General features: G+C 64.3%; 17 protein-coding genes and 1 pseudogene. 13 read left to right on the top strand and 5 right to left on the bottom strand.

All coding sequences use genetic code 11. The features are described from left to right. The first annotated feature begins 55 nt into the window (after positions 1-55). The 6 genes from ACNEOT_RS20095 to ACNEOT_RS20070 all read left to right on the top strand — a co-directional run bounded on the left by ACNEOT_RS20095 (position 56) and on the right by ACNEOT_RS20070 (position 6,938). Positions 56-1,606, top strand: coding sequence for an Hsp70 family protein (locus ACNEOT_RS20095; RefSeq protein ID WP_415976248.1), 1,551 nt, complete (start codon positions 56-58; stop codon positions 1,604-1,606). 55 nt (positions 1,607-1,661) lie between these two features. Further along, entirely contained in the window at positions 1,662-3,104 is a 1,443-nt protein-coding gene (locus ACNEOT_RS20090; RefSeq protein WP_415976246.1) for a CHAD domain-containing protein, read from the top strand. Between the two features lie 82 nt (positions 3,105-3,186). Beyond that, on the top strand, positions 3,187-4,245 hold the full coding sequence (locus ACNEOT_RS20085; protein ID WP_415976245.1) for a hypothetical protein: 1,059 nt from the start codon (positions 3,187-3,189) through the stop codon (positions 4,243-4,245). Positions 4,246-4,396: 151 nt separating this feature from the next. Beyond that, the gene (locus ACNEOT_RS20080; protein ID WP_415976244.1) at positions 4,397-4,684 is read left to right on the top strand and encodes an ANTAR domain-containing protein; all 288 of its coding nucleotides are present in this window, start codon (positions 4,397-4,399) and stop codon (positions 4,682-4,684) included. Positions 4,685-4,812: 128 nt separating this feature from the next. Further along, positions 4,813-5,772, top strand: a complete 960-nt coding sequence (locus ACNEOT_RS20075) for an Hsp70 family protein (RefSeq protein WP_415976243.1) — start codon at positions 4,813-4,815, stop codon at positions 5,770-5,772. A gap of 50 nt (positions 5,773-5,822) precedes the next feature. After that, entirely contained in the window at positions 5,823-6,938 is a 1,116-nt protein-coding gene (locus ACNEOT_RS20070) for a fused (3R)-hydroxyacyl-ACP dehydratase subunits HadA/HadB (protein WP_415976242.1), read from the top strand. A gap of 153 nt (positions 6,939-7,091) precedes the next feature. Here ACNEOT_RS20070 and ACNEOT_RS20065 read toward each other — a convergent pair whose 3' ends face one another. Both ACNEOT_RS20065 and ACNEOT_RS20060 read right to left on the bottom strand, forming a co-directional pair. Continuing rightward, positions 7,092-7,460 (bottom strand): VOC family protein, encoded by a 369-nt coding sequence (locus ACNEOT_RS20065; protein ID WP_415976240.1) that lies wholly within the window; start codon positions 7,458-7,460, stop codon positions 7,092-7,094. Beyond that, positions 7,457-8,011: a CGNR zinc finger domain-containing protein gene (locus tag ACNEOT_RS20060; RefSeq protein WP_415976239.1), complete on the bottom strand. Its 555-nt coding sequence runs from the start codon at positions 8,009-8,011 to the stop codon at positions 7,457-7,459. Before ACNEOT_RS20060 ends, ACNEOT_RS20065 begins: the two co-directional genes overlap by 4 nt. Before the next feature lie 52 nt (positions 8,012-8,063). On the opposite strand from ACNEOT_RS20060, the gene ACNEOT_RS20055 reads away from it, so the two are divergent. Beyond that, positions 8,064-8,654 (top strand): LysE family translocator, encoded by a 591-nt coding sequence (locus tag ACNEOT_RS20055; protein WP_415976237.1) that lies wholly within the window; start codon positions 8,064-8,066, stop codon positions 8,652-8,654. 133 nt (positions 8,655-8,787) lie between these two features. On the opposite strand, the gene ACNEOT_RS20050 is transcribed toward ACNEOT_RS20055, so the two are convergent. After that, positions 8,788-8,952 carry a hypothetical protein gene (locus ACNEOT_RS20050; protein ID WP_415976235.1) on the bottom strand — a complete coding sequence of 55 codons (165 nt, stop codon included), beginning with the start codon at positions 8,950-8,952 and terminating at the stop codon, positions 8,788-8,790. 54 nt (positions 8,953-9,006) lie between these two features. Next, the gene (locus ACNEOT_RS20045; protein ID WP_415976233.1) at positions 9,007-9,474 is read right to left on the bottom strand and encodes a winged helix-turn-helix transcriptional regulator; all 468 of its coding nucleotides are present in this window, start codon (positions 9,472-9,474) and stop codon (positions 9,007-9,009) included. 95 nt (positions 9,475-9,569) lie between these two features. Between ACNEOT_RS20045 and ACNEOT_RS20040 the strand changes: the two genes are divergently transcribed. Next, positions 9,570-10,739, top strand: coding sequence for a thiolase family protein (locus ACNEOT_RS20040; protein ID WP_415976232.1), 1,170 nt, complete (start codon positions 9,570-9,572; stop codon positions 10,737-10,739). A gap of 20 nt (positions 10,740-10,759) precedes the next feature. Here the strand turns inward: ACNEOT_RS20040 and ACNEOT_RS20035 are convergent, their stop codons facing one another. Beyond that, on the bottom strand, positions 10,760-11,473 hold the full coding sequence (locus ACNEOT_RS20035; RefSeq protein ID WP_415976231.1) for a GntR family transcriptional regulator: 714 nt from the start codon (positions 11,471-11,473) through the stop codon (positions 10,760-10,762). Positions 11,474-11,592: 119 nt separating this feature from the next. Between ACNEOT_RS20035 and ACNEOT_RS20030 the strand changes: the two genes are divergently transcribed. From ACNEOT_RS20030 to eda, 5 genes and pseudogenes are all read left to right on the top strand, one after another. Next, positions 11,593-12,639 (top strand): alcohol dehydrogenase catalytic domain-containing protein, encoded by a 1,047-nt coding sequence (locus ACNEOT_RS20030; protein ID WP_415976229.1) that lies wholly within the window; start codon positions 11,593-11,595, stop codon positions 12,637-12,639. After that, positions 12,636-13,841 carry a D-mannonate dehydratase ManD gene (gene manD, locus ACNEOT_RS20025; protein ID WP_415976227.1) on the top strand — a complete coding sequence of 402 codons (1,206 nt, stop codon included), beginning with the start codon at positions 12,636-12,638 and terminating at the stop codon, positions 13,839-13,841. Before ACNEOT_RS20030 ends, manD begins: the two co-directional genes overlap by 4 nt. Positions 13,842-13,849: 8 nt before the next feature. Beyond that, positions 13,850-14,785: a sugar kinase gene (locus ACNEOT_RS20020; RefSeq protein WP_415976225.1), complete on the top strand. Its 936-nt coding sequence runs from the start codon at positions 13,850-13,852 to the stop codon at positions 14,783-14,785. Further along, the gene (locus ACNEOT_RS20015) at positions 14,782-16,194 is read left to right on the top strand and encodes a mannitol dehydrogenase family protein (RefSeq protein WP_415976223.1); all 1,413 of its coding nucleotides are present in this window, start codon (positions 14,782-14,784) and stop codon (positions 16,192-16,194) included. The genes ACNEOT_RS20020 and ACNEOT_RS20015 overlap by 4 nt, the downstream gene beginning before the upstream one ends. Then, a pseudogene (gene eda / locus ACNEOT_RS20010) lies at positions 16,191-16,831 on the top strand (bifunctional 4-hydroxy-2-oxoglutarate aldolase/2-dehydro-3-deoxy-phosphogluconate aldolase). Before ACNEOT_RS20015 ends, eda begins: the two are co-directional and overlap by 4 nt. Positions 16,832-16,892 lie beyond the last annotated feature (61 nt).

Here is a 16,892-nt window from a genome sequence, read left to right as displayed (position 1 = left end):
GGTTTCCGGTGTGTCCGTACTCGGCGCTTCGTTGGGTTCGAGTGGTGTCCGCAGCGTGATCAGCGACAACTCGCGCCCAGGTTCTGTCCTCGAAGTGCACGAGCCCGTCGCATCGCAGCCGGCACCCAATGGCCTCGCCCCCGATCCCTGGGACGCCGTCATCACCTCGGTGCACAATCTGGCGGCGGAATACGCGTCCGCAGACTTCTATCCGGTGCTCGCGCTGCGTGAAAGCGACCCAAGGACGGCGTACGACCAGGACTTCTCCGACGGCGTCGTGCTGGTCTCCGAATTGGGTGCCCAGTTGGGTGCGCTCCGCGAGACCGGTGTGCTGGCAGGCGAGCGCTACGTCGCGCTGTTCGACGTCGGCGCATCCGGAACTTCGGTGACCGTCGTCGACATCGACAGCGGTCAGGTCCTCGCGGCTCGTCGAACGGACGAATTGAGTGGCGACGACTGCGATCGAGTGCTGTGCGACCACCTCATCGTCACGTTCGGGGCAGCGGAGGCACTGACGGTCGAGGCTCGCCGGCGGCTCGTCGACGACGTCCGCGCGGGCAAGCACGAACTGTCGGTGCTCCGTAGCGTGTCGGTCCACGGACCGTTCGTCGGCGGACGTGCTTCGCTGTGGCGTGGCAATCTCGACGAGCTCATCCGCGATTCCGTGCACCGAGCCGTGTCGATGGCAGTGGACGTGCTCGACGCCGTCGGCGCGCAGGGCATTCACGTCGATGCCATCGTCGCAGTCGGCGGCGGTGCCAACATGCAGATCATTCGGCAGGTTCTGTTCGACGCGGTGTCGATGCCCGTCTACGTCCCCGAGCAGCCTGAACTGTTGGCGGCGCACGGTGCCGCGGGAATCGCTCGGACCGTAGGTCTGCGGCCCGCGCCGACGCCTCACGACGCGCTCACCGATCGGTTCGATGCCGTCGACCATGATGCTTCCGAGCTGACGGTGGCCGCCGTCGCCCCGGTGGGTGCGGTGGTCTCGAAGCGCCCACGGCACAGTGGTACCTCCTCCAAGCGAATGACCAGGGCAAACAAATCTCGCCATCTCGGTGGCGCGCTCGCGGCACTGGTGGCGGTGTGCGCGGCCGGCACCGTGGTGACCGCGGCGGCTCGGACCGGGGGCGACGAGCCGCCGCCGTCGGTCGATACCTCGCAGGACTCCCCGCGGACCGCTCGTTCGCAGTCGGTGGTGCCTGCCGCCGACGGTTCACCTGCCGATCCCGATCGGTCGTCACTGCCACCCGCGACCACGACGGCGTCGGCCTTACCGGCGGCAGACGCGTCGGCAACGTCGTCCTCGGGCGTGACACCGACGACAACGGACACGGCGACAACGACGACCCGGCGAAGCGGGGACACGACCGATCCCACGTCGACGACCGAGAAGTCGACGACTTCCGAGAGACCTACCCGCGATCCGTCGACCGCAGCCCCGACGATGACGGCCCCACCCGCCACCACCACGACCCATCCGACAACCACGCGTCCGACAACCACGCGTCCGACAACGACGACCACCAGGCCGGCTCCGACCACGACCAGGTCGTCTCGGACGTTCGATTTTCCGGTCCCGGACTTCGGTCTGCCGCGGCGCTGACCGGTCTGCGGTTTCCGACACCACCGGCCCAGGTGCTCGAGGCAGGATGGTCGGTATGGAGTCGATTCAGACAGAACGCGAAGACAAGTTCGACGTCGACGCAGATTTCCAGTTGCCCACTCTCGACTCACTGGTACCGACCGGCGGTGCCGTGGTAGCGAGCGAGACCGACTTGAGCAGTGAGTATTTCGATACTCCTGGCCACGACTTGCTGCGACGCGGAATCACGGTGCGGCGTCGTACCGGTGATTCCGACAACGGTTGGCACGCGAAGGTCCCGGCCGAGAAGGCGCGGACGGAGATTCGACTCCCGCTCGGTAGCGGCGACCGGAATGTGGTGCCGGACGAGCTGACCGACGTGCTTCGCGGCGCGGTGATGGGCGCGGACTTGTCGGCAGTCGCGACACTGACCACTCGTCGCACGATTCACACCGTGTCCGACGCAGAAGGGGCAGTCGTCGCGGAAATCGCCGACGACGAGGTGTCGGTCGTGCTGATCGGCGGTGCGACCGGACCACAGTGGCGCGAGGTCGAGGTGGAGCTCGGACCCGCAGGCTCGGAGTCGTTCCTGAAGAAGGCGGGCAAGGCGCTGCGCGCTGCCGGTGCTCGTCCGTCGGCGCATCCGTCGAAGTTGGATCGAGCGCTGTCGGTGGTGCGCCAGGTGTCGGCCGAACCGGGAGTGCAACTGCTGACCGACTATCTCGACGATCAGGCCCAGGCGATCGTCGCAGGAGATGTGTACCTGCGCCGGGGGTTGGATCCGATCCACTCCACGAGGGTGGCGATCCGTCGATACCGCAGTACTCTTCGCGTGTTCGGGAGTCTGTTCGAGGACGAACCCGCCGCGCAGCTCGAGGCCGAACTGTCCTGGTATGCAAGCATTCTCGGTGAAGTCCGAGATCGTCAGGTGCAGCGCGCTCGGTTCGCGGCAGCGCTGCACGAACTGCCGCCCGAGTTGGTTCTCGGCCCGGTGGCATCGCGGATCGAGAACGATTTGCTGGCCGAGCAGATTCGGTACCGCGAGGCGGCGATGACCGAACTCGACGGCGAGCGCTATCGCGCACTGCTCACGACACTCTCCGAATGGTCTCGTGGATTGCCGATCGACGGCGAGGTCAGCGACCGTCTGCTGGTCAAGCTCGCACGCAAGGCCGGTAAGAAGGCGATCGATCGCACGAAGACCGCCGTGCGCGGCACCGACGACGAGGCGTTGCACCGCGCTCGGAAGGCCTCGAAGCGAGCACGGTATGCGGCCGAGTTGGTTGCGCCGGTGGTGGACAAGAAGGTGTCGAAGGCGAGCATCAAGCATTTCAAGACGATTCAGGAAGTGCTGGGCGAGCATCAGGACGCTGTGATCGCAGCGGAAATTCTGCGGAGATTGGGCGCGAAGGCAGGGACGACGGCCGGGGAGAACGGATTCACCTTCGGACTGCTCTTCGAGCGCGAGCGCCACGCGGCCGAGGTGGCCAGGGACGAGGCCGGCAAGTTGGAGTTCTGATGTCCTGAAACCGTTTGTTTCCCCGTTTTCGGCCTCGAAAGGTACTCTCCAGTCGGAATCGAATTCGGGGGAGTCGACGATCATGGTCATAGCGCTCGGGGTACACGTAGGTGTCGACGACATAGCTGCCGCGCTGATCGAGGACGATCTGCCCGAACTCGGGCCCATTGCTGCCCGCACGGTGTCGATCGCGGCTGTCCCAGGTGGTATCGGCGACGCGGTCACGACCGTGCTCGGAATAATGCGTGTGCAGGCCGCGCAGAACGACCTGCGAATCGCCGGCTCGGCGATCGTGTGCGACACCCTCGCGCAGTGCGAGACCGTTCTCGCGGCCCTGGCCAACCATGACGTCCGCGATGTCGAGGTGGTCCACGTCGGCGATTCGCGGTTGGGCGACGACTACTCGCTGGACATCGCGGCCGCATTGATCGGCACCGGGTCCGCCCCCGCGGTGTGGACGAACGAGGCGGTGGCCGCCGGTGCTGCGCCGGGCGACGAGGTATCGGTCAGTCCCAGGAGCGATGGGATGGGTTCGCCGCGTAGCGCGCGGCTGACGATGATCGGTTTGGGTATCGCAGTTCTCGCGGCGTTGAGCGGAGCCACGGTCTGGGCGCTCGCAGCGTCCGATCCGACGCAGAATCCTGTGGTCGGCACTGCAGATGTCGCCCAGATACCGTCGAGCGGGGATGGCGCAACCGGCTCGTCGGCGGCATTGATCGCTGATTCTGCCGGTGCACCTGCCGGCCCGTCGATCGATCCGTCCATCGAGACGGCAATGCCGGAGGCACCCTCGTATGGTCCGGTACCGGTAGATACCTGGAGTGACGTCCTCCCCGCCGGACCGGTTCCCGGTTCGGGCAGCGAGGCGTCGTCGGGTGGCGGTGGCTCGGGCGGGGGAAATCCGGCCGGCCCGAGACCGGGCGTGGTCGCAGGCGGAGGTGGTTCGGGCGGCGACGACTCCGACGGTGATGCGGACGGTGGTGGTTCGGGCGGCGGTTCGGGTGGTGAGGAAACGCCGACTGGCGATCCGGAACCCGAGACCGAGGTACCGACGACGACACCGCCTGTGTCGACCACCGAGGTTCCTGTCACCACCGAGCCCACCACCGACCCGGAACCGTCGGAGGATCCGGTGGAGTGACCTCGGAACCGTCTATTCCATTGTGAGCGAGCGGTTTTGATACTCGGACAAGTCCTTCTCGTGACGGGTGTGTGAATTCGACTCCGGCACCTGAACTTCTGATCGCGCGTCGCTACCATCGAGTGATCGACCAGTAGACGGTGAGTATCCGATGACCGACCATTCCGCAGTAGAACCGGTGACCCGCACGACTATCGACAGAGCAGTGGGTGTTCTCATCGCGCTGCGTGGTTGTAGTCCGGAGGACGCGTTCGCGGAGCTTGCGGCGCACAGTTTTCGTTTCGATGTGTCGCTGGTGCAGTCGGCTCGTTCCATCGTTGCCGCCGCGCGCGGGATGGACTCGGCCAACGGTGTCGCCTGCTCGGCGATGACGTCGGCGCAGGAGGAGTGGGGTCCGTTGTTGGCCGACCGCCGGGATCCTTTCGATCACGTCGCGTGATTGCGCACGGTCTTTGTGGCATTTCCCAAAACAAACCTCGAGTTCATTTAATTGCCGCGAATGCTGTCCGAATGACGGTTCGGCAGCTACTATCGGCAGGTCGGAGTAGCTAGTCGAGTCGAGGAAACATGAGAACAGTCCTTGGTGTGTCGGTGGGTTCTGCCACTGCCCGAGGGGTCGCAGTCGATGCGATCGAGGAGTCGGTGCGGTCGGCCCACATCGTTCACTCGTTCGATCCCGACGACCACCTGCAGGTCGCCCTCGAGTTGCTGGAATCCATGTCACGCGATCAGATGGTGGACAGACCCGACATCGTGTTGGCCGTGCCCGACGACCCCGGTGCTCGCGCCCGCACATCCGCTTACTCCACCTACGAGGCGGACCGCCTCCTGGTCGCCTCCGAACTCGGTGCTCAACTCCGGTATCTGCGGGGCACGGGCCAGCTCGTGGGCGCTCGTACGGTCGCGGTGTGTGATGTCGGGGCATCCGGCACAACAGTGTCCATCGCAGATCCGGCCCGCGGCACGGTCTTCACATCGGTGCGCACCACGTTGTTCGGTGGCAACAGCTGCGACGAGCAGATCGCGCGCTACTTGCTCTCGACCTACGGGGCGGACGAGTTGGCGTCCGATCGCGCCCGAGCGGAATTGATGGTGTCGATCCGCACGACACGCGAACAGCTCTCGCGCCTGCGGGTGGCCGAGGTCGCCGGACCGTTCATCGGTGGTCCGGTCAGGCTGTGGCGCAACACCTTCGACGATGTGCTCGAGCGCAGTATTCGTTCGTTGGAGGACTGGGTGGCCAGCATCATCGTCGACGCGCCCTGTGCCGTGAATGCCCTGGTGCTGGTCGGCGGCTGCGCCAACATCCCATCTCTTCGACGCCTGTTCCGTCGCGATCTGCTGCTGCCGGTCATCGCGCCCGCCAATCCTGAGTCGCTCACCGCGCACGGTGCCGCGCTGATGGCAGTCGACGCTGCTGCCTCACGCCGACCTCGCCCGCGCGGTGCCGACGCCGCGCCGCCCCGACAGGCCTCGATGGTGGGCATGGTGGGATACCACGACTCTCCGCGTCACCGCTCTGCGTGAACCTGCCGGCCTGGCCAACGAACGCCGTTGTTGGGTAGGTTGCTCGGGTAATGATGAACAGCAGGGGACGAGACGGTGGGACAACAGTGGCAGAGCAGGTAGCGGAATCCGGTACGGCAGCAACCGACGCGGAAGCTTTCGATCCGGCGGAACATGCTCGCAGCATGGTCGGTTATCACTACCGCACCGAGGACTACTACGAGGTGGGCCGCGAGAAGGTCCGTGAATATGCCCGTGCCGTCCAGGATTTCCACCCCGCCCACTGGGATGGTGATGCCGCTGCGGCGCTGGGCCACAGTGCCCTCGTCGCACCCCTGACGTTCATGTCGCTGGTCGGCACTCTCGCGCAGAAGCACCTTCTCCAGTCCATCGCCGAGGGCTACGACCTGAGTCAGATTCTGCAGACCGATCAGGTCCTGGTGTTCCAGAAGCCGATCCTGGCCGGCGACCAATTGACGTGCGATGTCTCGCTCGACTCGTTCAAGACCGTCATGGGTCGCGACATGATGGTCACCAAGAACGTGGTGTCCAACCAGAAGAACGAACTGGTGCAGACCACCTACACCACCCTGCTCGTCGGACGGTCCGGAGAGATCGATCCTGCCATCGCCGAGTCGGCGCAGAACCTGGTGATGTTCGGTGCGACCACTGATGTCAGCGGTGCCGATTCCGGCAGAAGCGACACACTGTCCACCCCACAGCAGCACGAACCGCTGATCATCGAGGAGTACCGGGGTCGGCCTACGCAGAAGTTCGACGAGGTCAACGTCGGAGACGAGTTGCCGACCCGCACTGTGCGCCTGACCCGCGGTGATCTGGTCAACTACGCAGGCGTTGCCGGCGATGCGAACCCGATTCACTGGAGTGAGCAGTTCGCCAAGATGATCGATCTCGAGAACGTGCTGGCGCACGGAATGCTCACGATGGGCGTCGGCGGCGGCTACATCACCGAGTGGCTGGGCGACCCGGGCGCTGTGAAGGATTACACCGTTCGTTTCACCACTCCTATTCCTGTCGACACCCACAAGGCCGCCGAAATCGTCTTCAGCGGCAAAATCAAATCGAAGGACGAGGCGACGCGGACGGCTGTGGTGTCCATCGGCGCGACATTCGAGGGCAAGCGAATCTTCGGTCACCGCGCAACGGCAACAGTGCAATTGGGCTGAGTGCCTGCGGCAGTGGTGTGGTTGAGTGCCCCAGGCGGCACTCAACCACACCACTCGTAGACCGTAGTGGCGGGTTGCAAATACGCTCCTCGTTGGAATCCGCACCCAGTGGGGGAGGTGCGGATTCCAACGAGGGGCGTAGATGTGTGCCGGTCAGCCGGCCGGGTCGGCGTAGATTCGGATCGGCTCCTCTGGATCGTCTCGTAGATCGCGGAGCAGCGTGGCACCCAATTCCATTGCGCGCAAATGCTCTTCGTCGAGCTGCTCGACGGTGTCGACGCGGAAGTCCAGATGCAACATTTGCGGGTGCTCGCCGTCCGGCCACGTTGCGGCCGGTAGCGCGTCGATCTGCTGGAACGCGATGCGCCACGAGCCGTCGGGTGCGGTGATGGCCAGCCAGTCCGGGTCGGCAGGTTCGGCGTAACCGGGGACGTACTCGAATCCCAGCAACTGTCGATAGAACTCGGAGGACTCGCGGGCGTCGGTGCAGTCGAGGACTATTTGGTGTATCGAAATGTTCATGATCTGCCCTTCTTGTTGGCATGGTGCCGCGCGGCTCGCGCTCGATTGCCGCATGTGCTGCTGCACCACTGTTGGTTGGGTCGATCGTGTAGAAACAGTTGGCCGCATCGCGGGGCGTCGCACAATGCGACGCGGACGCGATCCGGTCCGTTCAGCAGGTCGATGACGGCCGACGCCGCGCGCGCGATCACGGCGTCGAGCGAATTTGTGGCTCCCACAACATGTCCGATGCCCTCGCGGCCCCCGAGGTCGATCGCTCGGGTCACCGGGTGGCGTCGGGCAATGGCGTCGATGTGTTCGACGCTTTCCTGCGGGAGATCCACGTTCGACGCCGTCGCGCGCAACAGTGCGAGCGCATGATCTCGGGTGGTGCGGAACTTCTCGATATCCGCGTCGGAACGAATTTTCTCGGGTACGCGCGGGCCTTGTAGCTGTGTCCACTCCTGCAGGTCGTGGGCCGAGTTCAGTAGTTCGACGTAGATGCCGCGCTGCAGTTGCACGGTGTTGACGACGTCGAGTGCGAGGTGGTCGCCCAGCCAGTTCCAGTCCACGGTCCAACTCTAACGGTTTACAAGATCAAAAGCATTAGATACCGTCGAGACGATGACCGGAATTCAGTGGTTGCCGTTCCTGGGCGTGGTGCTCCTGGCCTACGCGATACCCGGGCCGGACTTCGCGGTGGTCGTTCGTGGCGCGGCGCACAGTAAGTCGGCCGGATGGCGAGCCGGTCTCGGGGCGCAGGTCGGACTGTGCGTGCACATGATTGCGGCTGTGATCGGGGTGTCGCTGCTGATCTCTCGATTTCTGCTGGCGCTCAGTGCTATTCAAATTCTGGGCGGGCTCTATCTGGTGTGGCTGGGAATCGAGGCGTTGCGGAAATCGATGGCATCTGAGGCTGTATCCACGGACGAGCGCTGGTTTCGCATGGGTCTGACCACGAATTTGTTGAACCCCAAAGCGATTCTGTTCTTCGTTGCCATCCTGCCGCAGTTCGTCGATCCGGATGGTCCGATGCCTCTGCAGATAGGCCTCCTCGGAATCGTCGATGTGGCAATCGGACTCGGGGTTTGGGCCGCAGTTTCCGCGGCTGTGAGTCGCGTGGCAGGTCGTTCGGCGAACTCGACATCATGGAACCGCGCGGTCGGAGTGCTGTTCATCGGCATCGGTGTCGCGCTCGTCGGTAATGCGATGTAGCTTCGGGTAAACGGTTACTCCGCGCCGTCAGCCGGTGAGTCTCCAGTACGCAGACTTGGTTGCGATGTACGGACCCGACGCGACGCAGGACGGATTTCGATACCGAGCGACGTCGGTCGAGCCCTGACTTGCGTCAGCGAACGATCCCGATGTTCGGATCGTATTTGGGTTTGCGATCCCACAGCGACGCGTCCGATTCCAGCGCCTGGCCTTCCTCGGTCGGTTCGACAGGGTCCGGCAACTTCCGCCATTTGGCCCGCGGGTCCGCCTCCGGTGTCTCGTTCCGATCATTGCCCATGAACGGACGCTACCGTGCTGTGCGTCGTGCGTCCGGGTTTGGATGGCGGTGTGACTACGCGATCCGCACCCGCAGCTCGTTCATCGGAACTTCTGTGCCGTTGTGGTCGGTGATGCGAACGTGCACTGAATTGCCCTCAGGATCAACCACATTCAGTGGCCCGTCGTCGTCCTGTAGGTATTCATCGCCCCATTGCATGAGGCCGAGTACGACGGGCAACAGATCCTCGCCCATTTTCGTCAGGACGTATTCGTAGCGCGTTCTGCCCTTGTCCGGTCGGTAGGGCTGTTTGACGAAGATTCCGACGTCCACCAGTTCCTTGAGGCGGGCCGCGCTGCTGGCGTCGGTGATGCCGACGCGTCGGCTGAAGTCGTCGAAGCGGGTGGTTCCGTAGAAAGCCTCGCGCAGGATCAGCATGGTCGATCGGGTTCCGACCACCGACAGCGCGCGTGCGATGGAGCAGCGGTCGCCGGCTGTCCACGCGGCGAGGTCGGACAATGGACCGTCCATGTTGAGGGGCATGCATCGAATACTACTGGCTTTACAAAACTATAGCCAGCTCGTACGGTGGAGTCAGCGATCCGATTCGGAACGGATCGATCGGACAAGGAGCCGCAATGAGAGACGCAGTCATCGTCGAGGCAGTCAGAACCCCAGTCGGGCGGGGTAAAGCGAACGGCACTTTGCATCCCGAGCATCCCGTCGACCTGATGGCCCATAGTCTGCGGGAAGTAGTGCAGCGCAGTGGGATAGACCCGACCCAAATCGACGACGTGATTGGCGGCGTCGTCACCGCGGTGGGTGACCAGGCGTCGAATATGACCCGACGCGCAGCGCTCGCTGCGGGCTATCCCGAATCGGTACCCGCTACCACCGTGGATCGACAGTGTGGAAGTAGCCAGCAGGCAATCCATTTCGCCGCTCAGGGCGTCATCTCCGGTGCCTACGATCTGGCCGTGGCTACCGGATCGGAGTCGATGAGCCGCATTCCGATGGGTTCGAACCTGGTCGGAACCGAGGATCCGGCAGGTGTCGGTTTCACCGAGCGGTATCCCGAAGGCCTGGTGCCGCAGGGCATCAGCGCTGAATTGATCGCCGCGAAGTGGGGTGTCAGCCGCACCGAGATGGACGAGTTCGCGCTGTCGTCTCACGCCAAAGCAGCCGCGGCAACCGAAGAAGGACGCTTCAAACGAGAGATCAGCGCCATCCGCGGGCTCGACCGAGACGAGGGGATTCGCACCGGGTCGACGCTGGACGCCTTGGCCGGATTGCGGCCCGCGTACTACGACGAGGCGATGTCGGCGCGATTCCCTCAGATCGGCTGGAACATCACCGCGGGCAACGCGAGTCAGATCAACGACGGAAGTGCCGCGCTCATGATCACCACGAGCGAGAAGGCGAAGGAATTGGGCCTCACTCCGATGGCCAGGCTGCACAGCTTCGCGGTCGTCGGTGACGATCCGCTGATGATGCTCACTGCCGTCATTCCGGCCACGCGCAAGGTGCTCGCCAAAGCGGGGCTGACGATGGACGACATCGATCTGTTCGAGGTCAACGAGGCATTCGCGTCGGTGGTGCTCGCGTGGGCGAGGGAGACCGGCGCGGACCTGAGCAAGGTCAATGTCAACGGAGGTGCGATCGCGATCGGTCATCCCCTCGGCGGCAGCGGTGCGCGCATCATGACGACGCTGGTGCACGCCTTGGCCGAGCGTGAGCAACGCTTCGGACTGCAGGTGATGTGTGAGGCGGGAGGACTCTCGAACGCGACCATAATCGAGCGTCTGTAGTCACTGCGGCGCAGCCGCACTCATTCCCAGCTGGAGACGACCTTGCGCGTCGGGCGTTCGTTGCTGTTGGAGAACAGGTGTGGGCTTTTGCTCTTGATGTATTCGACATCGGCGAACACGGCCCGCAGGTGCTCGCGCATCGACTGGGCGGCGGCCTCGAAGTCTCGTGCTTCGAGGCCGTCGACTATTGCGGTGTGTTGTGCGATGAGGTCGGGGATGGGACGGGTATCACGGAGACCCAGTCGTCGTGCCCGGTCCAGATGAGCTTTCGCGGATTCGACGGATCGCCATGCGGCAGAATGTCCTCCGGCTGCGAGGAGCAGTTGATGGAATTGCTCGTCCAGTTCGAAGAATTGGTCCATGTCGATTCCGGGCTCGGCCTGCGCCGAAAGATTTGCCCGCAACGCGGCGAGGTCCTCGTCCGAGCGAGACGTGACCGCGTCACTCAAAGAGGCGGTTTCGATTGCCTCCCGGACGAATTGGGCGTCGGCAACACGTTCGGTATCGACTCGCGATACGAAGGTGCCGAGTTGTGGAAAGACCTGAACCAGACCCTCTTCGGCCAGCAGGATCAAACTCTCGCGGACGGGTGTGCGGCTCACGGACATCTGCTCGGCAAGGTCGTTCTCCGACAGCGGGCTACCCGGGGGGAGCGTCAGCGACACGATGCGAAGGCGCAATTCTCGGTACGCCCGCTCTCGTGCGGTGACTTTCCTGCTGCTCTGTGTGCTCACCGGTCAAGACTAACGTGGCGTCGTGGGTGACCCACAGGGCCGAAGCCTTGACGAAGTGCTGCCCGTCACTAGTATGGTAGTACTGATATTCAAGGCACTACGGCGGAGGCTCTACAGCGATGGCAGTGATCAGCGGAAACGACGAGGCGGCCGTCCTGCACGGTCCACGCGACCTGCGTATCGAGCAGATCGAACGCGCTACGGTGGGACCGGGCCAGGTCAGAGTCGACATTCACGGTGTGAGCCTGTGCGGGTCCGATCTGCACTATTACGCCGACGGCCGCAACGGCACCAACTCACTGACCCAACCCACCGTGCTGGGACACGAGGGATTCGGAGTCATCACCGAGGTGGGCTCCGGTGTGTCCAGCGATCGTCTCGGCGAGCGCGTGGCCATCGAACCGGCCATCCCCGACGGGAACACTCCGCTGTCGTTGAGCGGTCATTACAACGTCTGTCCCAGCGTCTTGTGTTTCGGTTCGCCGCCCAACCACGGTCTGCTGCGTGGATCAGTCGTTCTCGCAGCCCCTTTCGCCCACCCGCTCCCGGATTCCGTCGGCGACGATGTTGCTGCACTCATCGAGCCGCTGGCCGTCGCGGCATGGGCAGTGGCCAGAGTCGGTTCGGTGCTCGGAAAGCGCATCGCCATCACCGGTGCCGGTCCGATCGGCTTGCTGGTGTTGCAGACGGTCGTCGCACTCGGCGCATCGACGACGACGATCACCGATGTCGCGCCGTCACGGCTGGCCGTCGCGTCGGCGCTCGGTGCAACCCACACCCTACGTTCAGGAGAAGATGCGCTACCCGAGGCCGCGTTCGACATCGCCTTCGATTGCTCCGGCCACCCCGGTGCCATCGCCGACGCGGCCCGCTCGCTCGGGCCTGCCGGCATCCTGGCGCTCGTCGGCGTGCCGGGACGCGCAGTCGCCGACTTCCCGATCGGGGCCGTGCAACGGTGGGAACTCGATATCCGCGGCTGTTTCCGTTATGGGCCTTCGGCTTTCGTCGACGCTTTGGCGCTCGCAGGATCCGGTCGTGTCGATCTGGCCGCCCTCGTCACGTCGAGCTATCCGTTGAGCGAAGCCGCCGCCGCACTCGAGGCCGCACTCACCGACCCCACCCAGCTCAAGATCGTCATCGACACCACTTCGCAAGGACCGCAATGAAAATCATCGATGCAACCGTCATCGTGACGGCTCCGGGCCGCAACTACGTCACGCTCAAGATCACCACCGACGAGGGCATCGTCGGGTGGGGTGATGCGACACTGAACGGCCGCGAACTCGCGGTCGAGTCGTACTTGAAAGACCACATCGCTCCGCTGCTGATCGGCCGCGATCCGCACAGGATCGAGGACATCTGGCAGTACCTGTACAAGGGTGCCTACTGGCGTCGTGGCCCGGTGACGATGACGGCCATCGCCGCAGTCGATGTTGCGCTGTGGGACATCAAGGGCAAGGCCGCCGACATGCCGGTCTACCAACTGCTCGGCGGCGCTGCACGGGACGGCATCATGGTCTACGGACACGCCAGCGGTGGGAGCGTCGAAGAGATGCTCGACGACGTCCAGGCTCATCTGGACAAGGGTTACAAAGCAATTCGTGCCCAGTCGGCCATCCCCGGTCTGAAGAAGACCTACGGGATTCCGGTCGACGGCTTCTACGAACCGGCATCGGGTGCTGCGCCGCAGGAGGATTCGTGGGATACCGCGCCCTACATGCGGTTCGCGCCGCAGATGCTGGGAGCCGTGCGCGAGCGGCACGGGTTCGACTTCCATCTCCTGCACGACGTGCATCACCGCCTGTCTCCGATCGAGGCGGGACGGCTCGGCCGCGACCTCGAAGAGATGCGGATGTTCTGGATCGAGGATCCCACTCCGGCCGAGGATCAGAGTGCCTTCGCCACCATTCGCCAGCACACGACGACCCCCGTCGCCGTCGGCGAAATCTTCAATTCCATCTGGGACTGCCAGGATTTGATCACCAACCGGTGGATCGACTACATCCGAGCCTCCGTCTCGCACGCAGGCGGTATCACCCACCTGCGCCGGATCTTCTCGCTCGCCGATCTGTACGGCGTTCGATCGGGATCTCATGGTGCGGGCGATCTTTCACCGGTCTCCTTGGCCGCTGCGCTGCACGTCGACCTGTCGATACCGAATTTCGGTGTTCAGGAATACATGGGGCACGTCGATCCGACGGGCGATGTGTTCCAGACGAGCTACACGTTCACCGACGGCTTCATGCATCCGGGCGACAAACCGGGTATCGGCGTCGAGGTGAACGAAGAGGCTGCTGCCAAGTACCCCTACGACCCCAAGTACCTTCCCGTCAATCGCCGTCTCGACGGCAGTATGCACGATTGGTGAAGCGCCACATGACCACAACGCAGTTCGACGTAGTACTGCTCGGCGAGCCGCTCGTCGAGGTGTCGACCACCGAGGCATTCCGGCATGGTGTCGGTGCTGTGCTCGGAGTGTCGGGAGACGTCGTCAATGCCGGTGCGGCGGCGGCCGCGGCGGGTGCCTCGGTTGCATTGATCGCAAGGGTTTCCGACGACGAACTCGGTGATGCCGTGTGTCGACGGATCCGTGAGCTCGGCATCGACGACACCCATGTCCGACGCGTATCCGGGCAACAGGGCGTGTATTTCCTCCATATCGATCCGGAAGGAAATCGCCAGTTCTCCTATGCGCGAGCGGGATCGGTGGCCAGTCAACTCGACGTGGCCGACCTACCCGACGGTGTGATCGAGCACGCCGGTGCGGTGCTGGGTGGCGGAATCGCTGCTGCGCTGTCGCCGTCTCTCGCTCGAACCATGCTGCACGTCGCCCAGCGTGCCCGCAGATTCGTCTACGACCCGAACTTTCGTCCACGACTGACCACTGCACAACAGGCCCGCGCATTCCTACAGGACATTGCGCCGTATTGCGAGGTAGTGGTTCCGTCGGCACCGAGCGAGATCGAATTGCTGCTCGGCACAGAGGACCCGGTAGTAGCGGCGGCGTCCCTGATGGAGTGGGGTGCCCGCTCGGTCGTCGTCACGCAGGGTTCGCAGGGGTCGAGCATCTTCACCGGGGAAGGGAGCGCCCATCAGCCGGTGATCCCTGCGCCCGCGGTGGTGGATCAGACCGGTGCCGGGGACGTCTTCGCGGGCACACTGACTGCTCGGCTCGCACTCGGCGACGATCTGCACGCGGCCGTTGCACTGGCGGCGAGCGCAGCTTCCCTCAGTGTCGGTGGCAGAGGCGGCACCGGACTCATTGCGCCACTGGACGAGATTCGACGGCACGGTCAGCGAGTGGCACTGTGACGGCATCGCCCCGACTGTCCGACGCGACCGCCGAGGTCGTGCGTCCGAGGTCGTGCGGCATCGTGCATCTCGGGGTCGGTGCATTCTTTCGGGCGCATCAGGCGGCCTACACCGACGAAGCCGCCCGAATGACGGGTGAGACACAATGGGGGATAATCGGTTTCACGCAGCGCAGCAATACTGTCGTCGAACAGTTGGCACCACAGGACGGCTTGTTCACGCTGGTGAGCAAGGGCGTCGACACGACGTCGGCCACGGTTGTGGGGTCGGTGCTCGGCGTCAGGAACGCAGCTGCGGATCCAGCCGCTGTGGTCGAGGCGATCGCCGCTCCGTCCACCCACATCGTCACCCTGACGGTCACCGAGAAAGGGTATCGACTGGACCCGTCATCGGGCCGGATACGTCTCGACGACCCCGAGATCGCCGCCGATCTCACCGGTAGGCCGCCGCGCACCGTCATCGGGCAGTTGGCGGCGGGATTGGCACGCAGGATGGTGCGCGACTCGCCGCTGACGGTTCTCTGCTGCGACAACCTGCCGTCGAACGGCCGAATCCTGTCCGCTGCGGTTGCCGAGTTCATCGCAGCGCGGGCGACCGACGACGATCTGGCCGCATGGGTCGCACGCCGAGTCACGTTCCCCAGCAGCATGGTCGATCGCATCGTGCCTGCCACCACCGAGGACGATCTCGCAGCGAACGAACGACGAACCGGTCTGCGCGACGACGCTCTGGTGGTGTGCGAGCCGTTTCGGCAGTGGGTGATCGAGGACGACTTCGCAGGTCCGCGGCCCGGTTGGGATCAGGTCGGTGTGCAGTTCGTCGACGATGTGGAGCCCTGGGAGACGATGAAACTGCGGGTGCTCAATGCCACGCATTCGGTGTTGGCCTACCTCGGTGCCCTGCGCGGGTACACGACCATTGCCGAGGCGATGAGCGATCAGGATCTCGAAAAGATCTGCCGCACCATGGTTCTGCGGGACATTGCACCGACCGTCCCGGGTGGCATGGACGTCGTCGCGTACGGCGAGCAGGTGCGTTCCCGATTCCTCAATCCGGCGCTGAGGCACACCACGAGGCAGGTGGCGATGGACGGATCGCAGAAACTCGGTCCTCGCCTGCTCGGGACGGTGCGCGACGCGATTGCGGCAGGTGGATCGAGCGACATGCTCGCGCTTGCCGTTGCGGCGTGGTGTGCATTCGTTCTCGACGAGACGAAAGCCGGCCGCCCGCTGGACGATCCGCTCGCAGAGCAGCTGTCGAAGGCCGACTCCGCAGCGGATCTGCTCGATATCGACTCCATCTTCGGGCCCGATCTGGGTCCTCATTCACCGTTCGGCGCGCGCGTGATCGCGTGGACCGATGTGGTGCAGACGAACTCGCCGAGCGAGTGGGAACGAGTACTGACATGACCTCCAACGACATCACCACCCTCGACGTCCTGCATCTGAGTCCGGTGATCCCGGTGGTCGTCATCGACCGCGTCGAGGATGCTGTTCCGCTCGCGCGGGCCCTGTATGCAGGCGGTATCGGCGTCATCGAAATGACAATGCGGTCGGAGGCCGCCCTGGGTGCATCGAGGCGATCGCGCGCGAGGTGCCGGAGGTCGTCATCGGGGCGGGCACTGTGCTCACGCGGGAAGACGCAGTGCGGTCCATCGATGCGGGTTCGCGGTTTCTGGTGTCACCCGGGTCTCCGACAGGTCTGCTCGACGCAGCACACACGCTGCCCGTCCCCTTGCTCGCAGGAGTGTCCACCGCGACCGAAGCAATGACCGTCGCCGAGGCGGGCTCTACGGAGATGAAGTTCTTTCCGGCGGAGTTTTCCGGGGGTGCACCGGCACTCGCGGCATTGGCAGGGCCGTTGCCGCACCTGACTTTCTGCCCTACCGGTGGAATCACTGCTGCCAATGCCGGCGACTACCTGGCGCTGCCGAACGTCGTCTGCGTCGGCGGTAGTTGGCTCACCCCGCGATCGCTCGTGCAGGCCGGCAATTGGGCTGCCATAGAGGAATTGGCCCGCGCGGCCCGGAATCTGTCTCCGGCCTGACCGGTCCCCGGGCAGGCATTGACGGATTGGTATAACAGTGCTTGTATATCAGTGTGGCGAG

Origin of the sequence: Rhodococcus sp. 077-4 (genome assembly GCF_047782425.1) — a bacterium.
Lineage (GTDB): Bacteria > Actinomycetota > Actinomycetes > Mycobacteriales > Mycobacteriaceae > Rhodococcoides.
Note: the sequence above shows the minus strand (reverse complement) of the source record. Positions and strands in the feature narration are given on the sequence as shown.